The sequence below is a fragment of the Neobacillus sp. PS3-12 genome, assembly GCF_030915385.1.
Classification (GTDB): Bacteria; Bacillota; Bacilli; order Bacillales; family Cytobacillaceae; genus JAEVLT01.
In genome coordinates this window covers 1,163,848-1,190,602 of sequence record NZ_CP133268.1, presented here as the reverse complement: position 1 = coordinate 1,190,602, position 26,755 = coordinate 1,163,848, and the positions used below count along the sequence as shown (strand labels likewise).

The following is a 26,755-nucleotide window of genomic DNA, read 5'->3' as shown; positions in this document are numbered from 1 at the left end:
TCTAATTTTTCCCTGGGCTCGTATATATAATAGTACAAACTGTCTTGGGAGGAATTCATATGTCCAGAAATAAAACAACTACCATTGTTTCAACGGTATTTGCATCTTCACTTCTTTTGTCTGGATGCGGGTTGTTTGGAAGTGAAGTGCAAAAAAAAATAGACCCGCCAAAAGATGTAACGATCGTAAAAGATAGCAGTACAGCCGTGACAACTAGCAAGAAAGTCACAAATACTGCGAAGACAAAAAATAAAGCAGGAGAAACAGTAAAAACAGAACTTTATTTAATTGATAAAAACGGCTATGTAGTCCCGCAAACACTTTCACTTCCTAAAACGTCCTCAGTAGCCAAACAAGCACTGGAATACCTAGTGGCTGATGGTCCTGTTTCGGACCTCGTTCCTAAAGGATTCCGCCCAGTTCTACCCGCAGGCACGGATATAACACTCAGTATCCAAGATGGTGTCGCCAATGTTGATTTTTCAAAGGAATTCAAAAATTATCAGGCGGCAGATGAAGCAAAAATACTACAATCCATTGCTTGGACCTTGACGCAATTTAATACGATAAAAGATGTGAAACTTTCGATGGCAGGACAGCCACTAACCAAAATGCCAGTAGCAGGTACACCAATAAGCGACAATCTTTCAAGAGCAAATGGAATCAATATTGATACAACAGATGTTCTTGATATAACAAATACAAGACCGTTAACCGTGTATTATATTGGCGGAGATCAAGGTTCTTACTACTATGTTCCTGTAACACGAAGAGTCAGCAATTCGGTTACAGATAATATCGCTGCTGTTGTTGATGAGCTTGTAAAGGGGCCAAGCCCGTCATCCAATCTAGTAACTGACTTTGTCTCTGGAGTGAAGCTTCTTGAAGCGCCAAAAATAGAAAATGAAAAAGTTACCTTAAACTTTAATAACTCGATTTACGGAAGCTTTAAGGAAAAAGTGGTTTCTCAGCATTTATTAGATGCACTTGTACTATCAGTAACGGAACAACAAGGAATAAAAGAAGTGGCAGTAGAAGTAAAAGGAAAACCAGAGCTTGTGAAAGAGAATGGGAAAAAATTGACGGCACCAGTTACGAGACCGGAAAAAGTAAATACAGGAAGTTTTTAAATGTGGTTTTTTGTTATACTATATAATGGTAAATGAAGGAGGTAGGCAGACCTTGCCACCTCTTCTTTATTTAATAATAGGCTGTGTTAAAGGACATTGATGATTTTTTTTCACTGTTGATTGGAGCGGAGGGCACTCGACTCCTGCGGGATGAAGAGGTCACTGGAGACCCCACAGGCGCCAAAGCGCCGAGGAGGCTCCGGGACCTCCCCGCGGAAAGCGAGTGCCCGGAGCGGAAATCAACAGCTAAATTTAACACAGCCTAACAATCAATCCTGGGTTTTTTTGACCCAGCGGGGAGGAAATATTGTGCGTGTTGATGGCAGAGAACCAGTTCAATTAAGGCCTATACATATTGAAACAAATTATTTAAAACATCCAGAGGGGTCTGTACTTATATCGGTTGGAGATACAAAAGTAATCTGTGCGGCGAGTATTGAAGACAGGGTTCCCCCATTTATGAGAGGCGAAGGAAAAGGTTGGATAACGGCAGAATATTCGATGCTGCCCCGTGCTACAGAACAAAGAAATATTAGAGAATCATCTAAAGGTAAGGTTACAGGCAGAACAATGGAAATACAGCGCCTAATTGGCAGAGCGCTTCGGGCGATCGTTGACTTGAGTGCAATCGGAGAAAGAACAGTTTGGATCGATTGTGATGTGATCCAAGCGGATGGAGGCACTCGAACTGCTTCCATTACCGGTGCTTTTGTCGCAATGGCTTTTGCCTTAAACAACTTAACAGCGAAAAAATCTTTATCTAAGTTTCCAATCATCGATTTTCTTGCAGCAACAAGCGTTGGAATATTAAAAAATAATCAAGTAGTCCTTGATCTTAATTATTCAGAGGATTCTAGTGCACAGGTTGACATGAATATTGTGATGACAGGAAATGGAGAATTCGTTGAACTGCAAGGAACTGGTGAAGAAGCGACATTTTCGCAACAAGAGCTTTTGGAGTTACTGGGAGTAGCCCAGGAAGGATTGATGGAGCTGTTTGAGCATCAAAAGAATGCATTAGGGGAAGAAATTACGAAAAAAATAGAAGCCAGACAGACAAAATAGAGGAGAGTATGGGATGAATGAGGTAATCATTGCAACCAAAAACCGAGGAAAAGCTCGCGAATTTGAAGATATTTTTAGGTCAAGGGGATATGAGATTCGAACATTGCTGGATTATCCAGATATAGAAGATATTGACGAGACAGGAAATACCTTTGAAGAAAATGCGATCTTAAAGGCAGAAGCTGTTTCAGCAACCTTGAATAAACTGGTTATCAGTGATGACTCTGGTTTAGTGATCGACGCTTTAGATGGTCGGCCTGGTATTTTTTCTGCTAGGTATGCCGGGGAACAAAAGAATGATGAAGCAAATATAGACAAAGTCTTGGAGGAAATGTCTGAAATACCTCAAAGTGAAAGGACAGCGAGGTTTTACTGTGCTTTAGCGCTTGCAGCTCCGGGACAAAAAACTTTAACTGTATCTGGAACTTGTGAAGGAAAGATTCTTGGAGAACGAAGAGGAACAAACGGCTTTGGCTATGATCCGATCTTTTTTGTCAGCGAAAAAGGGCTTTCGATGGCAGAGCTTTCCTCTGCTATAAAAAATCAAATAAGCCATAGGGCCAATGCCATTCATAAGCTGGATAAAATTCTTGATTCTTTTTTAGAAAGTGATCCCTCATGAGTAAAGTTTTGATCGTCAGTGACAGTCATGGCATTACAAAGGAGCTTGAGGGACTAAAGGAGCGGCACCAAAATGAGGTGGATCTAATGATCCACTGTGGTGACTCAGAGCTAATGGCTGATGAAAGGTATATGGATAGTTTTGCAGCTGTTCGGGGAAATTGTGATTTTGATGCACGGTATCCAATCGATCGCGTTGAAGTTGTGGGCGGGAAAAAGATATATGTTGCGCATGGACATAAATATTCGGTAAAAACCTCTTTAATGCGCCTTCATTATCGAGCAAGTGAAGTAGGGGCTGATGTTGTTTGCTTCGGTCATTCACATATACTAGGAGCAGAAATGATTGATGGTATCTTGTTTATCAATCCAGGAAGTATCCTCTTGCCACGTGAACGACGTGAAAAAACGTATGTCATTCTTGATGTACTCGAGGGAAAATTTCTCTTATCTGTCTTTGAGTTAAATGGCAGGGAGATTCGAGAATTGGCGCGCGAATTTTCAAGAACAGATTCGTAAACGATGTAATAAGATATAGGAGAGAGGGGAGGATTCTCTCTCCAATACTTTTTTAATAAAATAATGTTGACATATTAAAAACAGCCATATATAATAAATCTTGTCCTTGAGATAATTAAACACGTCCCAGTAGCTCAGCTGGATAGAGCAACGGCCTTCTAAGCCGTGTGTCGGGGGTTCGAATCCCTCCTGGGACGCCATTACACTACATATCAAAAGTTGACTCATCTTTTTAAGATGAGTTTTTTTGTGTCTTTCTTTTGTCGAATGAAGATAGAAATAGACCAAACTGAATCTGTCTAATTTTGTCTTTTTTCTTTTTCCATGCTAAACTATTTTTCAATACAACAAATAGGACGGTAAAGAAATGAAAAAACGGGAACCGGTAAGGAAAAAAGATAACATCATCTACTTTCCCGAGCTTGATAAGCGCTTAACTGAGAAAGGTCTTGAAAGCCTACAAACGAAAAAGTACAGGGAAGCCATTATTTATTTAGAAAATGCCATGGAATTGGATCCGGAAAATGAGGATATCCTCATTGGGCTTGTTCTTTCTTACTTCGAAGCAGCCTCCTATGAAAAAGCAAAGGGTCTTGCGAAAAAAATGCTTTTATTGGGTATGGGTGAGTATTTTCAAATGGTTGACATCTACCTCACGATCCTTATGCAGCTTCATGAGTATACGGAAATTGTTACCACCATTGAAGCGCTGCTAGAGGAAAAAGAGATCCCTCCAGAGCGGAATGAGCACTTTTTAAATATTCTCCAATTAAGCAGGAGAATGGCTGAAAATGTACAGCATTCTGATCAAAAGGAAGAATTAGAGGAAAAAGCGAATGAGGATAGCGAAAGAAAAGAACTAAATCTTCATTCTTTGAATGATCCAAATGAACAAATGTTCCTTATTTCTGAATTGGCTGACAAAAATATTAGACCATATCTAAAGGAAATTAAAGAATATTTACTGCTGGATTCAGGGCATCCATTTTTTAAAACCATGCTTTTAAACTTACTGAAAGATCAAGAATATGATCAAGAAGTTACTGTTCATAAATTTAAACTGCAAAACCACTTTATTCCGCTAAAATTGCCGGAAATAAGTTCACAGCCAAGAATGGAGGTAATCCTTGAACTTTTACAAGAAAAATTAGAAGATAACGATCCGATACTTTTTCAAAATATAAAAAGTCTAGTGGAACGCCATTTTCTAATTACCTATCCATTTATTCTAGAGCCTTTAGATCCAAAGGCGTGGGCGGCAGGTTTTCATTTTATCGCATTTCAATATTACGGGAATGAACCAGAGTGCAACGAGTTTACGGAAGAATACAACATATCAAAAGAGGAATTAGAAGCGACAACTAACCTCATAAAGGAAATAGAAGAAATTTCTTATCCTATAATTTAGTTGTTGCTGTTGAAACAAAACAAACCTATGTTATAATGTAGGGGTTGCATTGTGTAAAAAATTAGATTTTACATAATAATGAATAGTACTTGATCGACAAGACATATTCACCCAATTTGTTACAAAATGAAAATGAGAATAGATTGTTGGAGGGAAAATAGCATGACTGCAAAGTGGGAAAAGTTAGAAGGAAACAGTGGCGTACTTACTGTTGAAGTAAGTGCAGAAAAGGTAAACGAAGGTTTAGATGAAGCATTCAAAAAAGTTGTTAAACAAGTAAACGTACCAGGATTCCGTAAAGGAAAAATGCCTCGTCCATTGTTTGAAAAACGTTTCGGTATTGAATCACTATACGAAGAAACAATTAATATCCTTCTTCCTGAAGCATATGAGGAAGCAATCGAAGAAACAGGAATTGAACCTGTTGACCGTCCAAGTATTGATGTAGAGCAAATTGAAAAAGGTAAAAACTTCATTTTCAAAGCAACTGTTACTGTTAAACCTGAAGTAAAATTAGGCGAATACAAAGGTCTTGAAGTTGAAGCGTTAGATACGGATGTTACAGATGAAGATGTAAACAAAGAATTAGAAGCATTGCAAACTCGTCATGCTGAGCTTGTTGTGAAAGAAGATAGCCCAGCAGAAAATGGCGATACAGTTGTCATTGACTTCGAAGGCTTTGTAAATGATGTAGCTTTTGAAGGCGGAAAAGCAGAGAACTATTCACTTGAATTAGGTTCAAATTCTTTTATTCCAGGCTTTGAAGAACAATTAGTTGGCACAAAAGCTGGAGAAGCAAAAGAAGTAACTGTAACATTCCCAGAAGAATATCATGCAGCAGACCTTGCTGGACAACCTGCTGTATTTAAAGTAACTGTTCATGAAATCAAAGGTAAAGAACTTCCAGAGCTTGATGATGAATTTGCAAAAGATGCAGATGATGAAGTGGAATCACTTGATCAATTAAAAGAAAAAATCAAAACTCGTTTAGAAGATAGCAAAAAACATGAAGCAGAGCACCATCTTCGTGATACACTAGTTGAAAAAGCTGCTGCTAATGCAGAAGTTGAAATTCCAGAAGCGATGATTAATACTGAAATCAACCGCATGATGCAGGAATTTGAACAACGTCTTCAAATGCAAGGTATGAATATGGAGCTTTACTTCCAATTCTCTGGCCAAGATGAAGCTGCACTTCGTGAGCAAATGAATGAAGAGGCACAAAAACGCGTTAAGTTCAACTTAACTCTTGAAGCTATTGCGAAAGCAGAAAATCTTGAAGCATCAGAAGAAGATGTTAATGCAGAGCTAGAAAAAATGGCTCAAATGTATAATATGACAGTTGAAAATATCAAAGCTGCTCTTGGCGGAACAGAAGGAATTACATCTGATCTTAAGCTAAATAAAGCAGTTGACTTCCTTGTTGAGAATAAAAAATAAAAAACCAATAAAACAAGGCACGATTTAATCGTGCCTTGTTTTATACAATTAGCAAATTACATATTATAATAGAAGTATGGAAATTGGACTGGGAATATTTTTACATAAAGAATATCAAAAAAGTGAACTATGTTCCGACTTAATCCAATCATAAATGGTTAAGCTTAAGTGAGTACATAATTATCTTAAACCGAGTGTCAAACAATACAAGTGCTAGTTAAGTATCAATTTTCAAGAGTTATTATTTCCCGTCCATCACCTAAATATGTTACAATGCAATACATATAACGCTGTATGAATAAATAAGCTCTTAGTGTTGTTCGGCATTCACTGCTTTAAAGTATAGAAAAGATGTCTTCAAGGGGTGAAATTATGTTTAAATTTAATGATGAAAAAGGGCAGTTAAAGTGTTCTTTCTGTGGTAAAACACAGGATCAGGTTCGTAAATTAGTTGCGGGACCAGGAGTATATATATGTGATGAATGTATTGAATTGTGTACTGAAATTGTGGAAGAAGAGCTTGGAACAGAAGAAGAAGTAGAATTTAAAGATGTACCAAAACCAAGAGAAATTCGTGAAATTTTAGATGAATATGTTATTGGTCAAGACCAAGCAAAGAAATCGCTTTCAGTTGCGGTTTACAACCACTACAAACGGATCAATTCCAATAGTAAAATCGATGATATCGAGCTTTCAAAAAGTAATATTTGTATGATTGGACCAACAGGTAGCGGGAAAACGCTTCTTGCCCAAACATTGGCGAGAATTTTAAATGTTCCATTTGCGATTGCAGATGCAACATCGCTAACCGAAGCAGGTTATGTTGGTGAAGATGTGGAAAATATCTTGTTAAAACTGATCCAAGCTGCTGATTATGATGTTGAAAAAGCGGAAAAGGGCATTATCTATATCGATGAAATCGATAAAATTGCTCGTAAATCAGAAAACCCTTCCATTACCAGAGATGTTTCCGGTGAAGGTGTACAGCAAGCACTTTTAAAAATTCTTGAAGGTACTGTTGCCAGTGTTCCGCCTCAAGGTGGAAGAAAGCATCCGCATCAAGAATTTATCCAAATCGACACAACCAATATCTTGTTTATTTGTGGCGGAGCCTTTGATGGTGTAGAAACGATTATTAAAAGGCGCTTAGGACAAAAAGTCATCGGATTTGGCTCTGATACCAAGCAGCAGCTTGAATTAGGACAAAAAGAGCTGCTTTCCAAGGTTTTACCTGAAGATTTACTTCGTTTTGGATTGATTCCTGAATTCATTGGGCGTCTTCCAGTTATTGCTAGCCTTGAACAACTCGATGAGGCAGCATTAATTGAAATTTTAACAAAACCGAAGAATGCCTTGGTCAAGCAATATCAAAAAATGCTTGAACTAGACGATGTAGAATTAGAATTTGAAGAGGATGCACTAAAAGAAATCGCAAAGAAAGCGATCGAACGAAAAACAGGTGCACGTGGACTTCGTTCCATTATTGAAGGCATCATGCTTGATGTAATGTTCGATTTACCTTCCCGTGAAGATATCACCAAGTGTATTATCACTCAGGAGACTGTAACCGATAATAGCCTTCCTAAGTTAGTTTTAGAAGATGGAACAGTTGTAGAAGAGGAAAGAAAAACTTCTGCATGATTTTGTTAAAAAGCCAGGCAAATTTGCCTGGCTTATTTTTTTGGCTGAACAATATAAGATTCTTTGTTTATTCCCCGTTTTTAACGGAAATACTAGAAGAAATGATTATTTAGTATTTAAGTTTCAGGAGGGAATTGGATGAGTTGGACGGGGATTGCCTTATTTATACAACTATTTTTCGGTATCATTATCGGTCTCTATTTTTGGAACTTACTCAAAAATCAGCGGACACAAAAAGTTTCAATTGATCGAGAATCCCGTAAGGAAATGGAACAATTACGAAAAATGAGATCAATTTCATTAACGGAACCCCTTTCAGAAAAAGTAAGACCGACGAGCTTTCAGGATATTGTAGGGCAAGAAGATGGAATTAAATCATTGAAGGCAGCTCTTTGTGGGCCAAATCCACAACATGTCATTATTTACGGGCCCCCGGGGGTTGGAAAAACGGCAGCCGCCAGGCTAGTGTTAGAAGAAGCAAAAAAGAATGCAAAATCACCATTTTCAAATAGTTCCGTTTTTGTAGAATTAGATGCAACAACAGCAAGATTCGATGAGCGGGGAATTGCAGACCCATTAATAGGTTCTGTCCATGACCCTATTTATCAAGGGGCAGGGGCAATGGGACAAGCAGGAATTCCACAGCCGAAACAAGGGGCAGTAACAAATGCACATGGCGGGGTCCTGTTTATCGATGAGATAGGTGAATTGCATCCAATCCAAATGAATAAATTACTAAAGGTCTTGGAGGATCGAAAAGTATTTTTGGAAAGTGCCTATTACAATGAAGAAAATACTCAAATTCCTACTCATATTCACGATATTTTTAAAAATGGACTGCCTGCTGACTTTCGTCTAATCGGGGCAACAACCAGGACTCCAAGTGAGATACCACCTGCGATTCGCTCACGTTGTATGGAGGTTTTCTTTAGAGAGTTAACTGAAGAAGAAATTTTTAAAGTAGCAAAAAATGCCGCTGATAAAGTGAAGTTAGCTATCAAAGAAACAGGTTTAAATACATTAGCCAATTATGCGAGAAACGGCAGAGAAGCTGTCAATATGATTCAAATTGCAGCTGGACTAGCCATTACTGACGATCGTAACTACATAAAGGATGAGGAAATTGAGTGGGTCATTCATTCAAGCCAATTGTCACCGAGGATGGAAAGAAAGATTCATACCAATTCAAAAATAGGCCTTGTCAATGGTCTTGCTGTCTATGGGCCAAATTCGGGGCACTGCTCGAAATTGAAGTATCAGCCATTCCGGCTAAAGAAAAAGGTTCCATTAATATTACTGGAATTGTCGATGAAGAAAGCATCGGGACGCAAGGAAAATCCATTCGCAGGAAGAGTATGGCGAGAGGTTCGATTGAAAATGTTATTACTGTTTTACGGGCAATGGGAGTTCCTGCTGATGAGTATGATATTCATGTTAATTTTCCTGGCGGCGTTCCAATTGATGGACCATCTGCAGGAATTGCGATGGCAACAGGAATCTATTCCGCCATTTATAAGATACCAATTAACAATGAAATAGCAATGACTGGAGAAATAGGGATCCATGGTAACGTAAAACCAATTGGCGGGGTATATCCAAAGACAGTTGCAGCAAGGAAGGCTGGAGCTAAAACGGTCATCATTCCTGCAGAAAATTTACAAACCATTTTGGGTGAAATAGAAGGAATTGATATTGTGCCTGTTAAACATCTTAATGAGGTGTTTGAACATGCTCTGGTTAACATGCATCGCCAGCATGATTCAATACCTGCGTCCATTGAATTATCAAAGAAAGAAACGATTTAATATCAGTTGCTACCTTTATAGGAAAGACTCGGAAGTGAGAGAAAAAACTTCGGTTTGAATAATTCAATCCGAAGTTTTTTTCTATATTAGGGAAAAATAACTTACAGATCATGTTCGAAGTCCTAGCTTATTGACAAAATCTACTTAGATTAGACACTTACTTATAAATGAGATAGAATTTGTACAAAGACTATTATAATTGGAGGTGCTAAATCGTGGCTAAAACAGAGATATTAATTCCACTACTACCGCTTCGAGGGTTGCTTGTTTATCCTACAATGGTTTTACATTTAGATGTGGGTCGCGAAAAATCGATACAATCCCTTGAAAAGGCAATGGTTGATGACCATTTGATTTTTTTAACAACGCAAAAGGAAATATCCATCGATGAACCAGTTGAAGACGATTTGTACAATATGGGCACCGTAACAAAAGTGAAGCAAATGCTAAAACTCCCTAATGGAACCATCAGAGTTTTGGTTGAAGGTTTGCAAAGAGGTAAAATAACTTCTTTTCACGATGAAGAAACCTACCTTGCTGTTACAGTTGAACCATATGAAGAACAGGATACAAAAGACGTTGAAGATGAAGCCTTAATGCGAACAATGCTTGATTATTTTGAGCAATACATAAAATTATCCAAAAAAATTTCAGCGGAAACATATGCATCGGTTGCAGACATCGAAGAGCCAGGACGGATGGCTGATATCATTGCCTCCCATCTGCCATTAAAGCAAAAGGAAAAGCAGGAGATTCTTGAAACGATCGATGTAAAAGAACGGATGAATCGTGTCATCGATATTATTCATAATGAAAAAGAAGTACTAAATCTTGAAAAGAAAATTGGTCAGCGCGTCAAACGATCAATGGAAAGAACGCAAAAAGAATATTACTTGCGGGAACAAATGAAAGCTATTCAGAAAGAGCTAGGTGAAAAAGAAGGGAAAACAGGAGAAATTGCTGACCTTTCTGAAAAAATTGAAAAAGCGGGAATGCCGGATCATGTGAAGCAGGCAGCACAAAAAGAGCTTGACCGCTATGAAAAAATTCCATCCAGCTCTGCTGAAAGTTCAGTGATTCGCAATTATATTGAATGGCTTTTAAGCTTGCCTTGGAAGGATAAAACGGAGGATGATCTTGATATCCATCGGGCCGAGAAAATTTTAAACGACGACCATTATGGACTTGAAAAGGTAAAGGAACGGGTATTGGAATATTTAGCTGTTCAGCAGTTAACACATTCATTAAAAGGACCGATCCTTTGCCTCGCTGGACCTCCGGGAGTTGGTAAAACAAGTCTTGCCCGCTCGATTGCAAAATCACTAAAACGTAATTTTGTTCGTGTGTCGCTAGGAGGGGTTCGCGATGAATCCGAAATTCGCGGTCATCGAAGAACCTATGTCGGAGCGATGCCTGGACGGATTATTCAAGGGATGAAAAAGGCAGGAACGATCAATCCAGTCTTTTTATTAGACGAAATCGATAAAATGTCAAATGATTTTCGTGGAGATCCTTCTTCAGCGATGCTTGAAGTATTAGATCCTGAGCAAAACTTTAATTTTAGTGATCACTATATTGAAGAACCATATGATCTTTCTAAAGTTATGTTTATTGCAACGGCAAATAGCCTGGCAACGATTCCTGGACCATTGCTTGATCGGATGGAGATCATTTCAATTGCTGGATATACAGAAATTGAAAAAGTTCATATCGTAAAAGACCATCTCTTGCCAAAGCAGCTTGAGGAGCATGGGCTTTCAAAGGGAACCTTACAAATTCGTGATGAAGCTGTCCTAAAGGTAGTTCGTTATTATACACGTGAGGCTGGGGTTAGAAGCCTTGAACGTCAGTTAGCATCGATTTGCCGTAAAACCGCAAAGGTGGTTGTTGCTGGTGAGAAAAAACGTGTGGTGATAACAGATAAGAATCTTGAAGAATTCCTGGGAAAACCAAGATTCCATTATGGACAGGCTGAAGCAGAAGACCAAGTAGGGGTTGCAACTGGACTTGCCTATACAACTGTTGGCGGGGATACCCTGCAAATTGAGGTTTCTCTTTCTCCTGGTAAAGGAAAGCTCGTCTTAACAGGTAAACTGGGAGATGTCATGAAGGAATCTGCACAAGCGGCTTTTAGTTTTGTTCGATCAAAAACAAAGGAACTTGGAATTGAAGAAGATTTTCATGAAAAATATGATATTCATATTCATGTTCCTGAAGGTGCGGTTCCGAAAGACGGACCTTCGGCGGGAATAACGATCGCCACTGCGCTTGTTTCGGCACTAACCGGAAGAGCGATCCACAGAGAAGTTGGAATGACAGGAGAAATCACGTTAAGAGGAAGAGTTCTCCCTATTGGCGGACTTAAAGAAAAAACACTTGCTGCTCACAGGGCAGGGTTAACGAAAATCATTATTCCAAAGGATAATGAAAAAGATATTGAAGATATTCCTGAAACGATCAGAAATGATTTGAACTTTGTGATTGTTTCACATGTTGATGAAGTCCTACGTCACGCCCTTGTTGAAGGTGCTGCTAAATGAAAGTAACAAGTTCTGAGATTATCATTAGTGCGGTAAGTCCAGCTCAATACCCGGAAACCGCACTTCCGGAGTTTGCGTTAGCAGGACGGTCCAATGTTGGGAAGTCGTCCTTCATTAATAAGATGTTGAATCGGAAGGGCTTGGCCAGGATTTCGTCCAAGCCCGGAAAAACGCAAACCTTGAATTTTTATTTAATTAATGAAATTCTTCATTTTGTTGACGTCCCCGGCTATGGGTACGCAAAGGTTTCCAAAACGGAACGAGAAGCATGGGGAAAAATGATTGAAACTTATTTTACAAGAAGAGAGCAATTGAGGGCAGCAGTTTTGATTGTTGACCTGAGGCATCCGCCTACTGTAGATGATCGGATGATGTATGGTTTTCTAAAGCATTACGAAATACCATGTATCGTCGTTGCAACAAAGGCCGATAAAATTCCAAAAGGAAAATGGCAGAAACACTTAAAAGTAACAAAAGAGACATTGGAGCTTGAAAAAGGTGACCATCTCATCCTTTTCTCCTCTGAAACGGGAGAAGGAAAGGACCAAGCGTGGGCAGCATTGCAAAGCTATATGTAAAGAAATAGGCGCTTATTAAATAAGCGCCTATTTCTTCCTTTTATATAGTAGAAAAAATCCGATCGCAATGATCATGATCGGCCAAAACTTCCAGATGATGGAGACTCCATTTTGGAGCAGGCCAAGATCAGAAGAAAATTTATCATAATATAACAATATAATGGATAAAATGAGAAAAAGTACAGCTTGAAATAAACCAGAATGGGTCTTTTGATAGCGCAGCAGGCAGCCAATTCCAATAATTAAGACGAAAGCTCCGACCTGATTATTCCAAAAAGCATAATGGGATAAGACATGAAAATAAAGTCCAATTCCAAATAAAATGACTCCTGGGAGAATAGCTTCATAATCCTTTCCAATATAGCCTTGCCCCAGGAAAGCAATTCCAATGATCAACATCAATGTAGGCCAGGTAAAAAATTCAGGCAAAACAGTCAAATTTAATTGCTGTAAGAAAAAAAAGCAGCCAACCCCAATTAAGATAATCCCCGGGAATATTCGTTGATTTTTCACTTCTTTCACCACTTCCAATAAGGTTCACTTGAAACAAGGAATATTTTTTGTTAATGTACTATAGAGTACTGTCGTATATATGCAATTTTAGTCGTATTTATATTAACATAACCTTTCGTTTTCTGTTCACATTTTTTAGACGAAAGCTAAATTCATACATGGTATAATCATCTTAGTTATAATGTAATCCTAGATATAGGGGGGTAATTACGAGCAATGCATATTTTAGTAATTGGAGTTAACTATAAAACTGCCCCTGTCGAAATTCGCGAGCGGTTAACTTTTAATGAAACAGACCTTGCAATGGCAATAAAAACACTACAATCAAAAAAGAGTATCCTGGAAAATATTATTTTATCCACATGTAATCGGACAGAGATTTATGCGGTTGTCGATCAATTGCATACTGGCCGCTATTATATAAAGGAATTCTTATCAGAATGGTTTGATCTTGATCAAGAAGAATTTTCTCCGTTTTTAAACTATTATGAGGAAGACGCAGCAATCGAGCATTTACTTAAGGTTTCTTGTGGTTTAAATTCAATGATTTTAGGTGAAACTCAAATTTTAGGGCAAGTACGTACGGCATTTTTACTAGCTCAAGAATATGAAACCATCGGTACGATCTTTAATCATTTATTTAAGCAGGCCTTAACGGTTGCAAAACGCGGTCATTCTGAAACGGAAATTGGTGCAAATGCTGTATCTGTTAGTTATGCGGCAGTTGAATTAGCGAAAAAGATTTTTGGCTCATTAGATCAAAAGCATGTTCTTATTCTGGGTGCAGGGAAAATGGGAGAATTAGCTGCGCAAAACTTACATGGCAGTGGTGTTAGAAAAGTAACGGTAATGAATAGAACATATGAAAAGGCAATTTCCCTGGCTGAACGTTTTTCTGGGCAGGCCAAGACAATGGACGACCTAGAAGACTCACTTTCAGATGCTGATATTTTAATAAGTTCTACAGGTGCCAAGGAATTTGTTATCACAAAAGAAACGGTCGCCAAGGTAGCGAAGATTCGAAAAGGCAAGCCGTTATTTATGGTTGATATTGCGGTTCCACGTGATTTAGATCCGCAAATAGCTGAATTAGAGAATGTCTTTTTATATGATATCGATGATCTTGAAGGGATCGTAGAAGCCAACCTGCAGGAACGCAAAAAGGCTGCTGAAAAGATATCATTGATGATTGAAAAAGAAATCGTTGAATTTAAGCAATGGCTAGGAATGCTTGGTGTGGTACCTGTCATTTCGGCTTTGCGTGAAAAAGCGTTAGCGATTCAAACAGAAACAATGGAAAGTATCGAAAGAAAAATCCCGCAATTGTCCGAGCATGATAAAAAAGTATTAAGTAAGCATACGAAAAGTATTATTAATCAACTGTTGAAAGACCCAATTTTACAAGCTAAGGAACTAGCTGCCCAACCTGATGCAGATAAATCTTTGGAATTATTTAAGAAGATTTTTAATATTGAAGAGCTTGTTGAAAAGCAACAACCAAAAGCAGCCGAAGTGAAAAAAACTTTGGTTCCTAATCCTCAGGCTTCTTTTCAGTCATAAGAGGTACTTGCGATGTTTGCTATTGATATGCCGCGGCTGCATGAACTAACAGTCGTTCTATATGCCTTCAGCGTATTATTGTATTTTTTTGATTTTATTCATCATAACCGGAAGGCAAATCAGATTGCCTTCTGGTTACTTGCATTTGTATGGGTTTTGCAAACAACTTTTTTATGTTTGTATATGGTGAACACAGGAAGATTTCCTGTTCTTACAATTTTTGAAGGTTTGTATTTTTATTCATGGGTTTTAGTTACGCTTTCACTTGGGATCAATCGCTTGTTAAGAGTAGATTTTATCGTATTTTTTACCAACATACTCGGGTTTATCGTCTTGGCAATTCATACCTTTGCGCCTGTCCAATATCATTCCCATATTGTCGCACAAAAGCTTGTTTCTGAGCTCTTGTTAATTCATATTACGATGGCAATTTTATCATATGGGGCCTTTTCCCTTTCTTTTGTTTTTTCGTTGCTTTATTTGCTTCAATACGACTTATTAAAGCGAAAAAAATGGGGAACTCGGCTGTTAAGATTAGCGGATTTGAGCAAGCTTGAGCATTTAGCCTATGTACAGGCGGTTATTGGGGTTCCAATGCTCATGTTAGCGCTTATTTTAGGGCTTCAATGGGTGTATATAAAAGTTCCTGGAGTACACTGGTATGACAGCAAAGTGATTGGCTCATTTATTGTCTTAGCTGGGTATTGTATCTATTTGTATTTAAAAATAGGAAAAGGGCTGTCTGGGAAAACCTTAGCTTTATGGAACATTGGATCCTTCTTAATTGTTTTAATTAACTTCTTTTTATTCGGTCAATTCTCATCTTTCCATTTATGGTATTCATAACGCCGTTCGTACGGACTTAAAATCAGGAGGCAGCTATGCGAAAAATCATTGTAGGGTCAAGAAAGAGCAAATTGGCGTTGACACAAACGAACTGGGTAATCGAACAGTTAAAAAAACTGGGCGGCCCATTTGAATTTGAGGTAAAGGAAATTGTCACTAAGGGTGATAAAATTCTTGATGTAACTCTCTCTAAAGTAGGGGGAAAAGGCTTATTTGTTAAGGAAATTGAACATGCCATGCTTAATAAAGAGATAGATATGGCGGTTCATAGTATGAAAGACATGCCTGCAGTACTTCCCGAAGGTTTAACAATCGGTTGTATCCCATTTCGTGAGGACCATCGAGATGCGCTTATTTCAAAAGGGCATATACCGTTTAAGGAATTAAAACCAGGTGCTATTATTGGGACGAGCAGTTTACGCCGCAGTTCTCAACTTCTCCACGCAAGACCTGACTTGGAAATTAAGTGGATTCGCGGAAATGTAGACACAAGATTGAGCAAGCTTGAAGGTGAAGATTACGATGCCATTATTTTAGCGGCTGCTGGCCTTTCAAGGCTTGGATGGGCATCGGATGTTGTAACAGAATTTTTAGATACTGACCTTTGCATTCCAGCTGTTGGACAAGGGGCCCTGTCGATTGAATGTCGGGAAGATGATCAAGAGCTTCTTGACTTATTTGAAAAATTCACCTGTAAAAAAACAGAAAGAGCCGTTAGAGCAGAACGGGCATTTCTCCAAAAAATGGAGGGCGGCTGTCAGGTTCCTATTGCAGGCTTCGCTCATATTAATGATGCTGACGAAGTAGTTCTAAACGTTTTAGTTGCTTCTCCTGACGGCGAGGAAATTTATAAAGAAGAGTTAACTGGAAAAAATCCTGAAGAACTTGGAAATAAAGCTGCTGATGTGTTAATTGACAAAGGAGCAAAAGACTTAATTGATCGGGTAAAACGAGAGCTTGATGGTGAATGATACAATCATTAGGTTTAAAGGATAAAAAAGTTCTTGTACCTAGAGGCAAGAAAGAAGCAAAGTCATTTTCACGTTTGCTTGAAAGCTTTGGAGGGATTCCAATTGAAATCCCTCTTATTGCTTTTCGTCCAGTAACATTGAATGACAAGCTTCGACAAGTGCTTGAAACACTCCATACATATGATTGGATTATTTTTACTAGTAAAGTAACCGTTGAAACACTCTTATCGTTAATTGGTCCCGACAAGCTGCCAAGTCTTCCTAAAATTGCCGTGATTGGTAAAAAGACTGAAGAAGTACTTCGTGCAAAAGGTTTAAAGGCAGAATTTTTTCCGAGTGAGTTTGTTGCTGAAACCTTTGTTGAGGAATTTTTACCATACATACAGCGTGGAGTGAAAATATGTATTCCAAAAGGAAACCTTGCGAGGGAATACATTTCAGATTCACTAAAAAAAGCTGGTGCCATAGTAGATGAAGTAATCGTGTATGAAACTTATATGCCTGAAGAAAGCCATGATCAATTAGCTAAAATGTTTGCTGAAGACCAGCTTGATATTTTGATGTTTACCAGCCCGTCCACAGTTGATCATTTGATGAGTGTGGTCGAGGAGTATCAACTTAAAAAACATCTCGAATCTTGTCTCATCGGTTGTATTGGACCGGTGACAGAGAACAAATTAATATCATATGGATTAACCGTTCATGCTTCACCAAAGGTGTATACCGTAGAAGAAATGATTAATAGTATGAACAGCTATCTAGAGGAAAAATAGGAGGTAATAGAAATGGAACTACAATTCTCACGTCATCGCCGTTTGCGTACAAGTGCTAATATGCGTGCATTAGTTAGAGAAAATCATCTTAAAGCCGAGGACTTTATCTATCCGCTTTTTGTTGTTGAAGGTGAAAATGTTAGTAAAGAGGTATCTTCAATGCCTGGAGTTTTCCAATATTCACTTGACAAGATTGAGCCGGAGTTGGAAGAAATCCATTCTCTAGGAATTAAATCCGTTATTTTATTTGGTGTTCCTACAACAAAAGATGAATGTGGTACAGGAGCCTATCATGATCACGGGATTATCCAAGAGGGGACTCGTTTTATTAAAGAAAGATATCCAGATATGATTGTCGTTGCCGACACATGTTTATGTGAATATACAAGCCATGGTCATTGTGGAGTCGTATCAGGAGAGAAGATTCTAAATGATGAATCACTTGATGTGCTTGTTAGAACTGCAGTCAGCCAAGCTCAAGCTGGTGCAGATATTATTGCACCATCCAACATGATGGATGGATTTGTTGCCGCCATTCGTGCTGGTTTAGATGAAGCAGGCTTTATTGATATTCCGATCATGTCATATGCCGTTAAATATGCATCTGCTTTTTATGGTCCGTTCCGTGAGGCAGCAGAAGGGGCACCACAATTTGGCGACCGTAAAACCTACCAAATGGATCCTGCAAACCGCTTAGAGGCATTTAGAGAAGCTGAATCGGATGTTGAAGAAGGAGCAGACTTTTTAATTGTAAAACCAGGTATGCCATACCTTGATGTTGTACGTGATATTAAAAATAATTTTACCCTTCCGGTTGTTGTTTACAATGTCAGCGGTGAATATGCAATGGTTAAAGCTGCAGCTCAAAATGGCTGGGTGGATGAAAAGGGTATTGTTCTTGAATTGCTTCTTGGAATGAAGCGTGCGGGTGCTGACCTCATTATCACATATCATGCAAAAGATGCTATTCGTTGGATGCAAGAAGATAAATAAGCTGATTTAATTCCGTATTTAAATTGGTGGCTGTTATTCTCAAAATTACAGAAAAGAGGGAATCTGATGCGTTCATACACAAAATCGATTGAAGCATTCAAAGAAGCTCAAACGCTTATGCCAGGCGGTGTAAATAGCCCTGTACGTGCCTTTAAATCAGTTCATATGGACCCAATCTTTATGGAAAGAGGTAAAGGGTCAAAAATTTATGATATTGATGGAAATGAATATATTGATTATGTTTTATCGTGGGGGCCGCTGATTCTTGGTCATACCAATGATCAAGTGGTTGAAGCACTTAAAAAAGTAGCTGAAAGCGGGACAAGCTTTGGAGCCCCAACTCTATCGGAAAATAAGCTGGCAAAGCTAGTTAAAGAACGTGTACCATCGATTGAAATCATTAGAATGGTATCTTCTGGTACTGAAGCAACAATGAGTGCCTTAAGACTTGCCAGAGGTTATACCGGCCGCAATAAAATTTTGAAATTTGAAGGCTGTTATCATGGCCATGGTGATTCATTGCTCATTAAAGCAGGTTCAGGTGTTGCTACTCTTGGATTACCTGACAGCCCTGGAGTACCTGAGGGAATTGCCCAAAACACTTTAACCGTTCCATATAATGACTTGGACAGTGTTAAATTGGTGTTCGAAAAATATGGTGAAGATTTAGCGGGAGTTATCGTAGAACCAGTAGCAGGCAATATGGGCGTTGTTCCGCCGCAGCCAGGATTCTTAGAAGGTTTGCGTGAAATTACAACACAATATGGCGCATTACTTATTTTTGATGAAGTCATGACTGGTTTCCGGGTTGGCTATAATTGTGCCCAAGGATATTTCAATATTACCCCAGACCTTACCTGTCTTGGAAAGGTGATTGGCGGGGGACTTCCAGTTGGTGCTTTTGGTGGTAAAGCTGAAATAATGGAAAAAATTGCTCCAAGCGGTCCGATTTATCAAGCAGGAACCCTTTCAGGTAATCCGCTTGCAATGACAGCAGGCTATGAAACATTAAGCCAGCTTACACCAGAAGATTACCAAGGATTTATCCGTAAGGCAGATATGCTGGAAAAAGGAATGATGGCGGCTGCTGAAAAGTATGAAATTCCATTTACTTGTAACCGTGCAGGTTCTATGATCGGTTTCTTCTTTACAAATGAAAATGTGATCAACTATGAAAAAGCAAAAACCTCCAATCTTGACTATTTTGCCACTTATTATCGAGAAATGGCCAACAATGGGGTATTCTTGCCGCCATCCCAATTTGAGGGAGTATTTCTTTCTACTGCTCACTCTGATGAGGATATTGCAAAGACGATTCAAGCAGCAGAAATTGCTTTTTCAAAATTAAAATAAATGATATACAACAAAACTAAAAAAGCTATACCGTCACTGAAATAAGACGGTACAGCTTTTTTTAGTTTTTATCACTTTCATTATTTGATAGTGTTTTTTTAATACAAAATTAATCCATTTGAAAATATGAATATGCTATAATTGGCTCGTTGTATAAATATAAGAAAGTGAAAGAGAAATATGAAATGTAAAAATTTAAGTGTGTTATTCATTGTATTGTTGTTTACAGTTACACTTTTTGCATGCACCAAAAAAGATTCTCAAAAAAGTACAACGAATGAAGAAAAGCAAAAATCCATTGCATTGGAAAAAAAGCAACAACAAGCCGAAAAAAAGAAGAAAGAACAGGAAGAAAAAATCCGCCAAAATATCAGAGACTTTTTACAAAAGGGAAATTATAGTGGTGTTGTAACGGTTGTTAAGGGAAACCAAACGATTTTTAATGAAGGCGTTGGTTTTGCTGACATAGATAAGAAGACCTTAAATCAACCTGAAACAACCTTTCCAATTGGCTCAGTCACAAAGATATTTGTCTCGACCAGTATTATGAAACTTCAAGAAGAAGGTAAATTAAATATTCAAGATCCAATTTCAAAGTATCTGCCGGACTTTCCAAATGGCCAAAATATTAAGCTATATCATTTTTTGACTCATACCTCTGGTATTGATCGCCTTCATTGGCAAAGAGGAGATACAACACCCCTTAAGCTTGTTCAGGAAATTGAAAGACATCCTGCAAAATTTCAGCCGGGGACCAGGTGGGATTATCTGGATGCCAATTATATTATCCTTGGTTATGTTGTAGAAAAAGTAACAGGAATGAGCCTGCATGATTATATTAAAATGAATATTTTGGATAAGGTACCGATGAAGGAAACAGGATTTATAACCCATGAACATCCAGTTCCATATTCGTCAGTAAGCTATTTCCAAAATGGTGATAAGACAGAAACGACAAAGTACTTATCTGTTTATCCGTTATTTGGAAATGGTGATATTTATACGACAGCATCTGATTTAAGTAAATTCGACCAAGCTTTAATGGATGGAAAACTTATTTCAATGGATAGTGTCAAGGAGATCATTACCCCTTCTCATTTTTCGACATATGGCCTTGGCCTTTATAACAAAGAAGGGAAGGTTTTTAGCATTGGTGTTTTAGGCGGATGGTACTCCTTTCATGCCTATTATCCTGACAAAACCTCGATTGTCATCTTATTAAATGCCAGAAGCAAAACGACGGATATTGAACAAGTCTTGGCAGGAATTCGTCCATTGGTACAAACAACAAATAATCCGAAAGAAATAAGTAAAAAATCATTATAAAAAAATTCTGCACACTCTAAAGCTGATGAGTGTGTTTTTTTGCGCCCAAAAGCTTTTTTATCATATTTGAACTCAAAAATTCATAGAGTGTAAGTGACATAGTGATTTTAAAATGGTTGGAAATGAAAGGAGGAGTCGCTTTGTCTCAGGAGAATCAATCCTCTCTAAGATTTTCCCTGGAGGAATCTTTGTGGTTTAGAAAAGGACAGGAAGTCGCAGAGCTTGTTTCGATTTCCCTTGATCCAGACATTACCATCCAGGAAAATGATCAGTACGTCACCATCCGTGGGTCCTTAGAGTTAACCGGAGAATATAAAAGCTTCAATGAAACACAGGCGGGTGAGGAAGATAATCCTTCAACCCAAAAGTATGTGCAAAACGTAGAGGAACGCGATGAAGGTGTCTGTGATTTTTCCCACCGTTTCCCGGTAGATATTACCATTCCTAATAATCGAATTCAAAGTATTTATGATATTGACGTTATGGTGGAATCGTTTGACTATACTCTTCCGGAACGAAGTTGTTTAAAGCTTTCAGCAGAACTTACCATTAGTGGTTTATATGGTACACAACAAAGCGAGCCGAAAGAAGAGGCTCAAAATTTTGAAATCCTCAATCGAAATCAAGCAGAACAGGCAAAAGAAATCGATGAAGAGGAAACAAATGAATATAATCAATTGTTTGTCGCCGAAGCAAGAAGATTACCTGAAGAGGAAATTGTTCCTGAATATAGCCCCTATCCTAATTTTTCCTATCAAGGGGCAAATGAGGAACTTTCCTACCAAGAAGAAGATTATTATGAAGGCCGTAATGAAGGCGCACAACATATCGAAATTACCAAAAATGAACAGACATACGAAGAAAAGCATGTAGAGATCAAAAAAGAGGAAGTTAGTATCTATGAGGAGAGTTCATCCTCAAGTTCAAGCTCTGATCATGTTTCTCCGCCGAAAAAAAGTATTAAAAGCAAAATTGTAGAAAAATTAACGAAAAAGAAAAGCATGTCGTTAACTGAATTCTTTGCCAGAAAAGAAGAAGGCGGGGATGATCAAGTTAAGCTAAAGGTTTGTATTGTCCAAAAAGGAGATACATTAGATCGGCTGGCTGAACGATATGAGGTAACCCTGCAAAATCTTCTTCGTGTGAATCATCTTGAATTGAATGCGGATGTGAACGAAGGGCAAGTTTTATATATCCCAATGGAACCAATGGCAAAGAAATAATAATTCATGTATGAGATAGCATGTTGAGCGGGTTTTATACCTGCTCACTGTTCTTTTTGGAGATGAGTTTATGAGTGACTCAAATCGATTAGTAGAGCTTCAACCGATATTAAATCATTATCAGATTGAACCTTTTTTTGTTGAGGATTTTGGGAGGGTACAAAAAGTTTATTCACGAAAGGGCAACTTTGCCCTGAAAAAAATCGATCCGCAAAACGGAACAGATTTTATTCGTCACGTCCATTTTCTCTATCAAAAAGGCTACAATCGAATTGTCCCGATCTACCCAACAGTGGATGGCAGATATGCTGTTCTCCATGAAAAAGATTTGTATTATATAATGCCCTGGCTTCCTAATGAAGTAACTGAGACCCGAAGTGAGCGCCATCGACAGCTGTTTCGCGAATTAGCAAGACTGCATACTTTATCTGCAAAGGATATTCCAGTTAAAAAGGAAGAGCGAACCGAACATTACGAAAAAACAATCAGTCAGTACGAGAAAAATCAGGAATTCCTCGATGGCTTTGTAGGGGAATGCGAAAAAAAAACGTATATGTCGCCATTTGAATTGTTATTTTGTCTTTATTTTAATGAAATTGGTCTGGCACTTCGATTCTCAAAATCAAAATTTGAGGAATGGTATGAAAATACCAAGGAACAGGAAAAGGCCAGAGCTGTCATCATTCATGGGAAAATTTCGAGTGAACACTTTTTATATGATGAGCGGGGCTATGGTTATTTTACAAACTTTGAACAGGCTGGCTTTGGATCACCGATTCACGATATGTTGCCGTTTTTATCACGCACCTTAAATACTCGTCCAAAACGAAATGATGAGTGCATTGAATGGGTCCAGCATTATCACAAATATTTTCCGTTTAAGACTGATGAGAAATTACTTTTTCTCAGCTATTTGGCTTATCCGATCTCGCTTATTCAAGTTGTCGAAAAGTATTATCACAAAGAGCCACATAAGAGAAATGAATTACAATTTGTAAGACAGCTCTTGAGAGGATATTGGCATCATAAGAATACCGAATATGTAGCGATGAGATTAGCGGATCAAGATCCAGAAACAAAAGAAGGAGCCCCTGAAGTTTAATAAAAAAGGGCTCCTTAAATGATTTCTAAATAGATGGCAACTGCTAATAATACAAGGATAACGAATAATAATACATCAAAGATGGTAGGCAGCAGAATGGTTCGAATTCCTTGAAAGACACAAATAGGGATAATAAACTGCCCGCAAATACGTTTCAAGTTTTGGAACCAGGTGGGTGTTGAAAACTTGTTATACCTTCTTCTCATCGGAACACCTCTTCTTTTTTCTCTTTAGATGATATTTTATGTCTATTCCTCCATTTGTGTGTGCACACGAAATCTTCTCAAATGTATAAACAAATAAAAATTAGGTTATGATTATTGACGAGATTCCCCTTTTTTCGATAGTATGTTAATAGCACTGAATAATAAAAAGCACAGACAGGGAAGAGTACAATGCCCGCCTGCTTATAGAGAGGGAAATTAGATGCTGGAAAATTTCCTAAGCAGAACATTGGAATGTCGCCCTAGAGCTTCTTCCGCCAACGGATTTTATCCTAGTAGTGGAAGACGGATGAAATCCGTTATCCGATGAAGAGCCAATCGTATTTTTTGATTGGAAAAAAGGTGGTACCGCGATGCAAACTCCATTCGTCCTTTTATGACGACTGGAGTTTTTTTATTTAAGGAAAAGGGCGGAGCTACGCTCGCACTGCCTTTTTGATTATGAGGAGGAGTTAGAATGGATACAAAGGATCTTACAATGCCAACAAAATATGATCCGCAAGCAGTTGAAAAAGGACGCTACGAATGGTGGTTGTCCGGCAAGTTTTTTGAAGCAAAAGATGATGACAAGAAGCAGCCATATACAGTTGTAATCCCACCGCCAAATGTAACAGGTAAATTGCATTTGGGACATGCCTGGGATACGACGTTACAGGATATCATCACAAGAATGAAAAGGATGCAGGGGTATGATGTTCTTTGGCTGCCTGGTATGGACCATGCCGGAATCGCCACCCAGGCCAAAGTAGAAGCAAAGCTTCGTGAAGAAGGTAAAAGCCGTTACGACCTGGGCAGAGAAAAGTTCGTTGAAGAAACATGGAAATGGAAAGAAGAATATGCAGCTCACATCCGAGCGCAGTGGTCAAAGGTTGGTTTAGGACTCGATTACAGCCGTGAGCGTTTTACTCTTGATGAGGGTTTATCCTCAGCGGTTCGGGAAGTATTCGTAAGCCTTTTTAAAAAAGGTCTTATTTATCGCGGTGAATATATTATCAACTGGGACCCAGCAACTAAAACGGCAATTTCCGATATTGAAGTAATTTATAAGGATGTTCAAGGAGCCTTTTACCATATGAACTATCCCTTGGCTGATGGTTCTGGCAGCATTGAAATTGCGACAACTCGTCCGGAAACGATGCTTGGTGATAGTGCGGTAGCGGTTCATCCAAAAGATGAGCGATATCAGCATTTGATTGGAAAAACAGTCATCCTTCCAATCGTTGGCCGTGAAATCCCAATTGTGGCTGATGAATATGTCGATATGGAATTTGGAACAGGGGTTGTAAAAATAACACCTGCCCATGATCCTAACGACTTTGAAGTAGGTAACCGCCACAACCTTGAACGGATTCTTGTCATGAATGAAGACGGCTCGATGAATGCCAATGCAGGCAAGTATCAAGGAATGGACCGTTTTGATTGCCGCAAGCAGATTGTAAAAGATCTTCAAGAATTAGGCGTTCTGTTTAAAATTGAGGATCATATGCACTCAGTCGGCCACTCTGAACGGAGCGGAGCAGTTGTTGAGCCATATTTATCAACACAATGGTTTGTAAAAATGCAGCCACTTGCCGACCAGGCAATCGCACTGCAGCAACAAGAAGGCAAAGTAAACTTTGTGCCAGACCGCTTTGAAAAAACGTATTTACACTGGATGGAAAATATCCGTGATTGGTGTATTTCCCGTCAACTTTGGTGGGGACACCGCATTCCAGCTTGGTATCATAAAGAAACGGGCGAGGTTTATGTGGACCAAAATCCTCCAGCAGATATCGAAAATTGGGTACAGGATAATGACGTATTGGATACATGGTTCAGTTCAGCATTATGGCCATTTTCAACTTTAGGCTGGCCTGATAAAGAATCTGCCGACTTTAAACGTTATTTTTCAACGGATGCTCTTGTTACAGGCTATGACATCATTTTCTTCTGGGTATCGAGAATGATTTTCCAAAGCCTTGAATTTACTGGTGAACGTCCATTTAAAGATGTGTTAATCCATGGACTTGTTCGTGATTCCCAAGGACGCAAGATGAGTAAGTCTCTTGGCAACGGTGTTGACCCAATGGATGTCATCGATCAATATGGTGCCGATGCTTTAAGATATTTCCTATCAACAGGAAGCTCACCTGGTCAGGATTTGCGCTATAGCACAGAAAAAGTTGAAGCAACCTGGAACTTTGCCAATAAAATTTGGAATGCTTCCCGTTTTGCTTTAATGAATATGGATGGTCTTCAGTACGAACAAATCGATTTAAGCGGAGAAAAATCAGTTGCTGATAAATGGATTTTAACAAGACTGAATGAAACGATTGAACATGTGACAAGACTTTCTGATAAGTACGAGTATGGTGAAGTAGGCCGTGCCCTTTATAACTTTATTTGGGATGATTTCTGTGACTGGTATATTGAGATGGCGAAGCTCCCATTATACGGTGAAGATGAAGCTGCTAAGAAAACTACTCGTTCAATTCTGGCATATGTTTTGGATCAAACAATGAGGTTGCTTCACCCATTCATGCCGTTTATTACGGAAGAAATCTGGCAAAACCTACCGCACCAAGGCGAATCGATTACGGTTTCTGCTTGGCCTGTAGTTGTTCCAGAATATACCGATGAAGAGTCAGCAACTGAAATGAAGATGTTGACCGAAATGATTCGCGCTGTTCGTAACATTCGGGCTGAAGTGAATACACCAATGAGTAAGAAAATCAAAATGCTGGTAAAAGCGAAAGATGAAACAACATTAAAAGTAGTTGAAAAGAATCGTGCCTATATCGAGCGTTTCTGTAATCCGGAAGAATTACAAATGGGTCTTGAAATTGAGACACCAGATAAGGCTATGACAGCAGTGATCACTGGCATGGAAATTATCCTTCCGCTTGCAGGCTTAATTAACATCGACGAAGAAATTGCCCGTCTTGAAAAAGAATTGGATAAATTAAATAAAGAAGTAGACCGAGTTCAAAAGAAATTAAGCAATGAAGGCTTTGTCAAAAAAGCCCCAGAAAATGTCATTGCGGAAGAGCGTGCCAAACGAGAGGATTATCTTGAAAAGAGAGATGCTGTCCAAGCACGGATTAATGAACTAAGGGGTTAATGTGTTGAGTAGAGGCGAATCTGT

General features: G+C 38.6%; 21 protein-coding genes, 1 tRNA gene, 1 pseudogene and 1 other annotated feature. Of the genes and pseudogenes, 21 read left to right on the top strand and 2 right to left on the bottom strand.

Annotated elements, in window-relative coordinates:
- Window positions 1–59: 59 nt before the first annotated feature.
- The 11 genes and pseudogenes from RCG17_RS06195 to yihA all read left to right on the top strand — a co-directional run bounded on the left by RCG17_RS06195 (window position 60) and on the right by yihA (window position 12,747).
- A complete protein-coding gene (locus RCG17_RS06195; RefSeq protein WP_308174368.1) occupies window positions 60–1,130 on the top strand; it encodes a GerMN domain-containing protein in 1,071 nt (356 codons plus the stop codon).
- A 309-nt stretch (window positions 1,131–1,439) separates the two neighbouring features.
- Window positions 1,440–2,195: a ribonuclease PH gene (gene rph / locus RCG17_RS06190; RefSeq protein WP_308174367.1), complete on the top strand. Its 756-nt coding sequence runs from the start codon at window positions 1,440–1,442 to the stop codon at window positions 2,193–2,195.
- A 13-nt stretch (window positions 2,196–2,208) separates the two neighbouring features.
- Window positions 2,209–2,817, top strand: a complete 609-nt coding sequence (locus RCG17_RS06185) for an XTP/dITP diphosphatase (protein ID WP_308174366.1) — start codon at window positions 2,209–2,211, stop codon at window positions 2,815–2,817.
- Window positions 2,814–3,335: a metallophosphoesterase family protein gene (locus tag RCG17_RS06180; RefSeq protein WP_308174365.1), complete on the top strand. Its 522-nt coding sequence runs from the start codon at window positions 2,814–2,816 to the stop codon at window positions 3,333–3,335. The genes RCG17_RS06185 and RCG17_RS06180 overlap by 4 nt, the downstream gene beginning before the upstream one ends.
- A gap of 123 nt (window positions 3,336–3,458) precedes the next feature.
- Window positions 3,459–3,535, top strand: a tRNA-Arg gene (locus RCG17_RS06175).
- Window positions 3,536–3,702: 167 nt separating this feature from the next.
- Complete coding sequence (locus tag RCG17_RS06170) at window positions 3,703–4,743, top strand: tetratricopeptide repeat protein (protein WP_308174364.1); 1,041 nt, start codon at window positions 3,703–3,705, stop codon at window positions 4,741–4,743.
- 162 nt (window positions 4,744–4,905) lie between these two features.
- Window positions 4,906–6,183, top strand: coding sequence for a trigger factor (gene tig / locus RCG17_RS06165; RefSeq protein WP_308174363.1), 1,278 nt, complete (start codon window positions 4,906–4,908; stop codon window positions 6,181–6,183).
- 372 nt (window positions 6,184–6,555) lie between these two features.
- Window positions 6,556–7,824, top strand: a complete 1,269-nt coding sequence (gene clpX / locus RCG17_RS06160; RefSeq protein ID WP_308174362.1) for an ATP-dependent protease ATP-binding subunit ClpX — start codon at window positions 6,556–6,558, stop codon at window positions 7,822–7,824.
- A 138-nt stretch (window positions 7,825–7,962) separates the two neighbouring features.
- A pseudogene (gene lonB / locus RCG17_RS06155) lies at window positions 7,963–9,629 on the top strand (ATP-dependent protease LonB).
- Window positions 9,630–9,841: 212 nt separating this feature from the next.
- Complete coding sequence (gene lon, locus RCG17_RS06150) at window positions 9,842–12,169, top strand: endopeptidase La (protein ID WP_308175778.1); 2,328 nt, start codon at window positions 9,842–9,844, stop codon at window positions 12,167–12,169.
- The gene (yihA, locus tag RCG17_RS06145; RefSeq protein ID WP_308174361.1) at window positions 12,166–12,747 is read left to right on the top strand and encodes a ribosome biogenesis GTP-binding protein YihA/YsxC; all 582 of its coding nucleotides are present in this window, start codon (window positions 12,166–12,168) and stop codon (window positions 12,745–12,747) included. Before lon ends, yihA begins: the two co-directional genes overlap by 4 nt.
- Window positions 12,748–12,774: 27 nt before the next feature.
- Here yihA and RCG17_RS06140 read toward each other — a convergent pair whose 3' ends face one another.
- A complete protein-coding gene (locus RCG17_RS06140) occupies window positions 12,775–13,260 on the bottom strand; it encodes a LiaI-LiaF-like domain-containing protein (RefSeq protein ID WP_308174360.1) in 486 nt (161 codons plus the stop codon).
- Between the two features lie 216 nt (window positions 13,261–13,476).
- Here RCG17_RS06140 and hemA point away from each other — a divergent pair, with 216 nt between their 5' ends.
- From hemA to ysxE, 9 genes are all read left to right on the top strand, one after another.
- Window positions 13,477–14,820 (top strand): glutamyl-tRNA reductase, encoded by a 1,344-nt coding sequence (gene hemA / locus RCG17_RS06135; protein ID WP_308174359.1) that lies wholly within the window; start codon window positions 13,477–13,479, stop codon window positions 14,818–14,820.
- A gap of 12 nt (window positions 14,821–14,832) precedes the next feature.
- Window positions 14,833–15,666 carry a cytochrome C assembly family protein gene (locus tag RCG17_RS06130; protein ID WP_308174358.1) on the top strand — a complete coding sequence of 278 codons (834 nt, stop codon included), beginning with the start codon at window positions 14,833–14,835 and terminating at the stop codon, window positions 15,664–15,666.
- 35 nt (window positions 15,667–15,701) lie between these two features.
- A complete protein-coding gene (gene hemC / locus RCG17_RS06125; RefSeq protein WP_308174357.1) occupies window positions 15,702–16,637 on the top strand; it encodes a hydroxymethylbilane synthase in 936 nt (311 codons plus the stop codon).
- The gene (locus tag RCG17_RS06120; protein ID WP_308174356.1) at window positions 16,634–17,410 is read left to right on the top strand and encodes a uroporphyrinogen-III synthase; all 777 of its coding nucleotides are present in this window, start codon (window positions 16,634–16,636) and stop codon (window positions 17,408–17,410) included. The genes hemC and RCG17_RS06120 overlap by 4 nt, the downstream gene beginning before the upstream one ends.
- A 12-nt stretch (window positions 17,411–17,422) precedes the next feature.
- Window positions 17,423–18,403 carry a porphobilinogen synthase gene (gene hemB / locus RCG17_RS06115; RefSeq protein ID WP_308174355.1) on the top strand — a complete coding sequence of 327 codons (981 nt, stop codon included), beginning with the start codon at window positions 17,423–17,425 and terminating at the stop codon, window positions 18,401–18,403.
- 66 nt (window positions 18,404–18,469) lie between these two features.
- Window positions 18,470–19,756 (top strand): glutamate-1-semialdehyde 2,1-aminomutase, encoded by a 1,287-nt coding sequence (gene hemL / locus RCG17_RS06110; protein WP_308174354.1) that lies wholly within the window; start codon window positions 18,470–18,472, stop codon window positions 19,754–19,756.
- A gap of 180 nt (window positions 19,757–19,936) precedes the next feature.
- Window positions 19,937–21,082: a serine hydrolase domain-containing protein gene (locus RCG17_RS06105; RefSeq protein WP_308174353.1), complete on the top strand. Its 1,146-nt coding sequence runs from the start codon at window positions 19,937–19,939 to the stop codon at window positions 21,080–21,082.
- A 140-nt stretch (window positions 21,083–21,222) separates the two neighbouring features.
- Window positions 21,223–22,305: a stage VI sporulation protein D gene (gene spoVID, locus RCG17_RS06100; RefSeq protein ID WP_308174352.1), complete on the top strand. Its 1,083-nt coding sequence runs from the start codon at window positions 21,223–21,225 to the stop codon at window positions 22,303–22,305.
- A gap of 70 nt (window positions 22,306–22,375) precedes the next feature.
- On the top strand, window positions 22,376–23,407 hold the full coding sequence (gene ysxE, locus RCG17_RS06095) for a spore coat protein YsxE (RefSeq protein ID WP_308174351.1): 1,032 nt from the start codon (window positions 22,376–22,378) through the stop codon (window positions 23,405–23,407).
- Between the two features lie 14 nt (window positions 23,408–23,421).
- On the opposite strand, the gene RCG17_RS06090 is transcribed toward ysxE, so the two are convergent.
- Window positions 23,422–23,613, bottom strand: coding sequence for a hypothetical protein (locus tag RCG17_RS06090; protein WP_308174350.1), 192 nt, complete (start codon window positions 23,611–23,613; stop codon window positions 23,422–23,424).
- A 162-nt stretch (window positions 23,614–23,775) separates the two neighbouring features.
- Window positions 23,776–24,008 (top strand) — a binding site (T-box leader).
- An 80-nt stretch (window positions 24,009–24,088) separates the two neighbouring features.
- On the opposite strand from RCG17_RS06090, the gene RCG17_RS06085 reads away from it, so the two are divergent.
- Entirely contained in the window at window positions 24,089–26,731 is a 2,643-nt protein-coding gene (locus RCG17_RS06085) for a valine--tRNA ligase (RefSeq protein WP_308174349.1), read from the top strand.
- The last annotated feature ends 24 nt before the right edge of the window (window positions 26,732–26,755 follow it).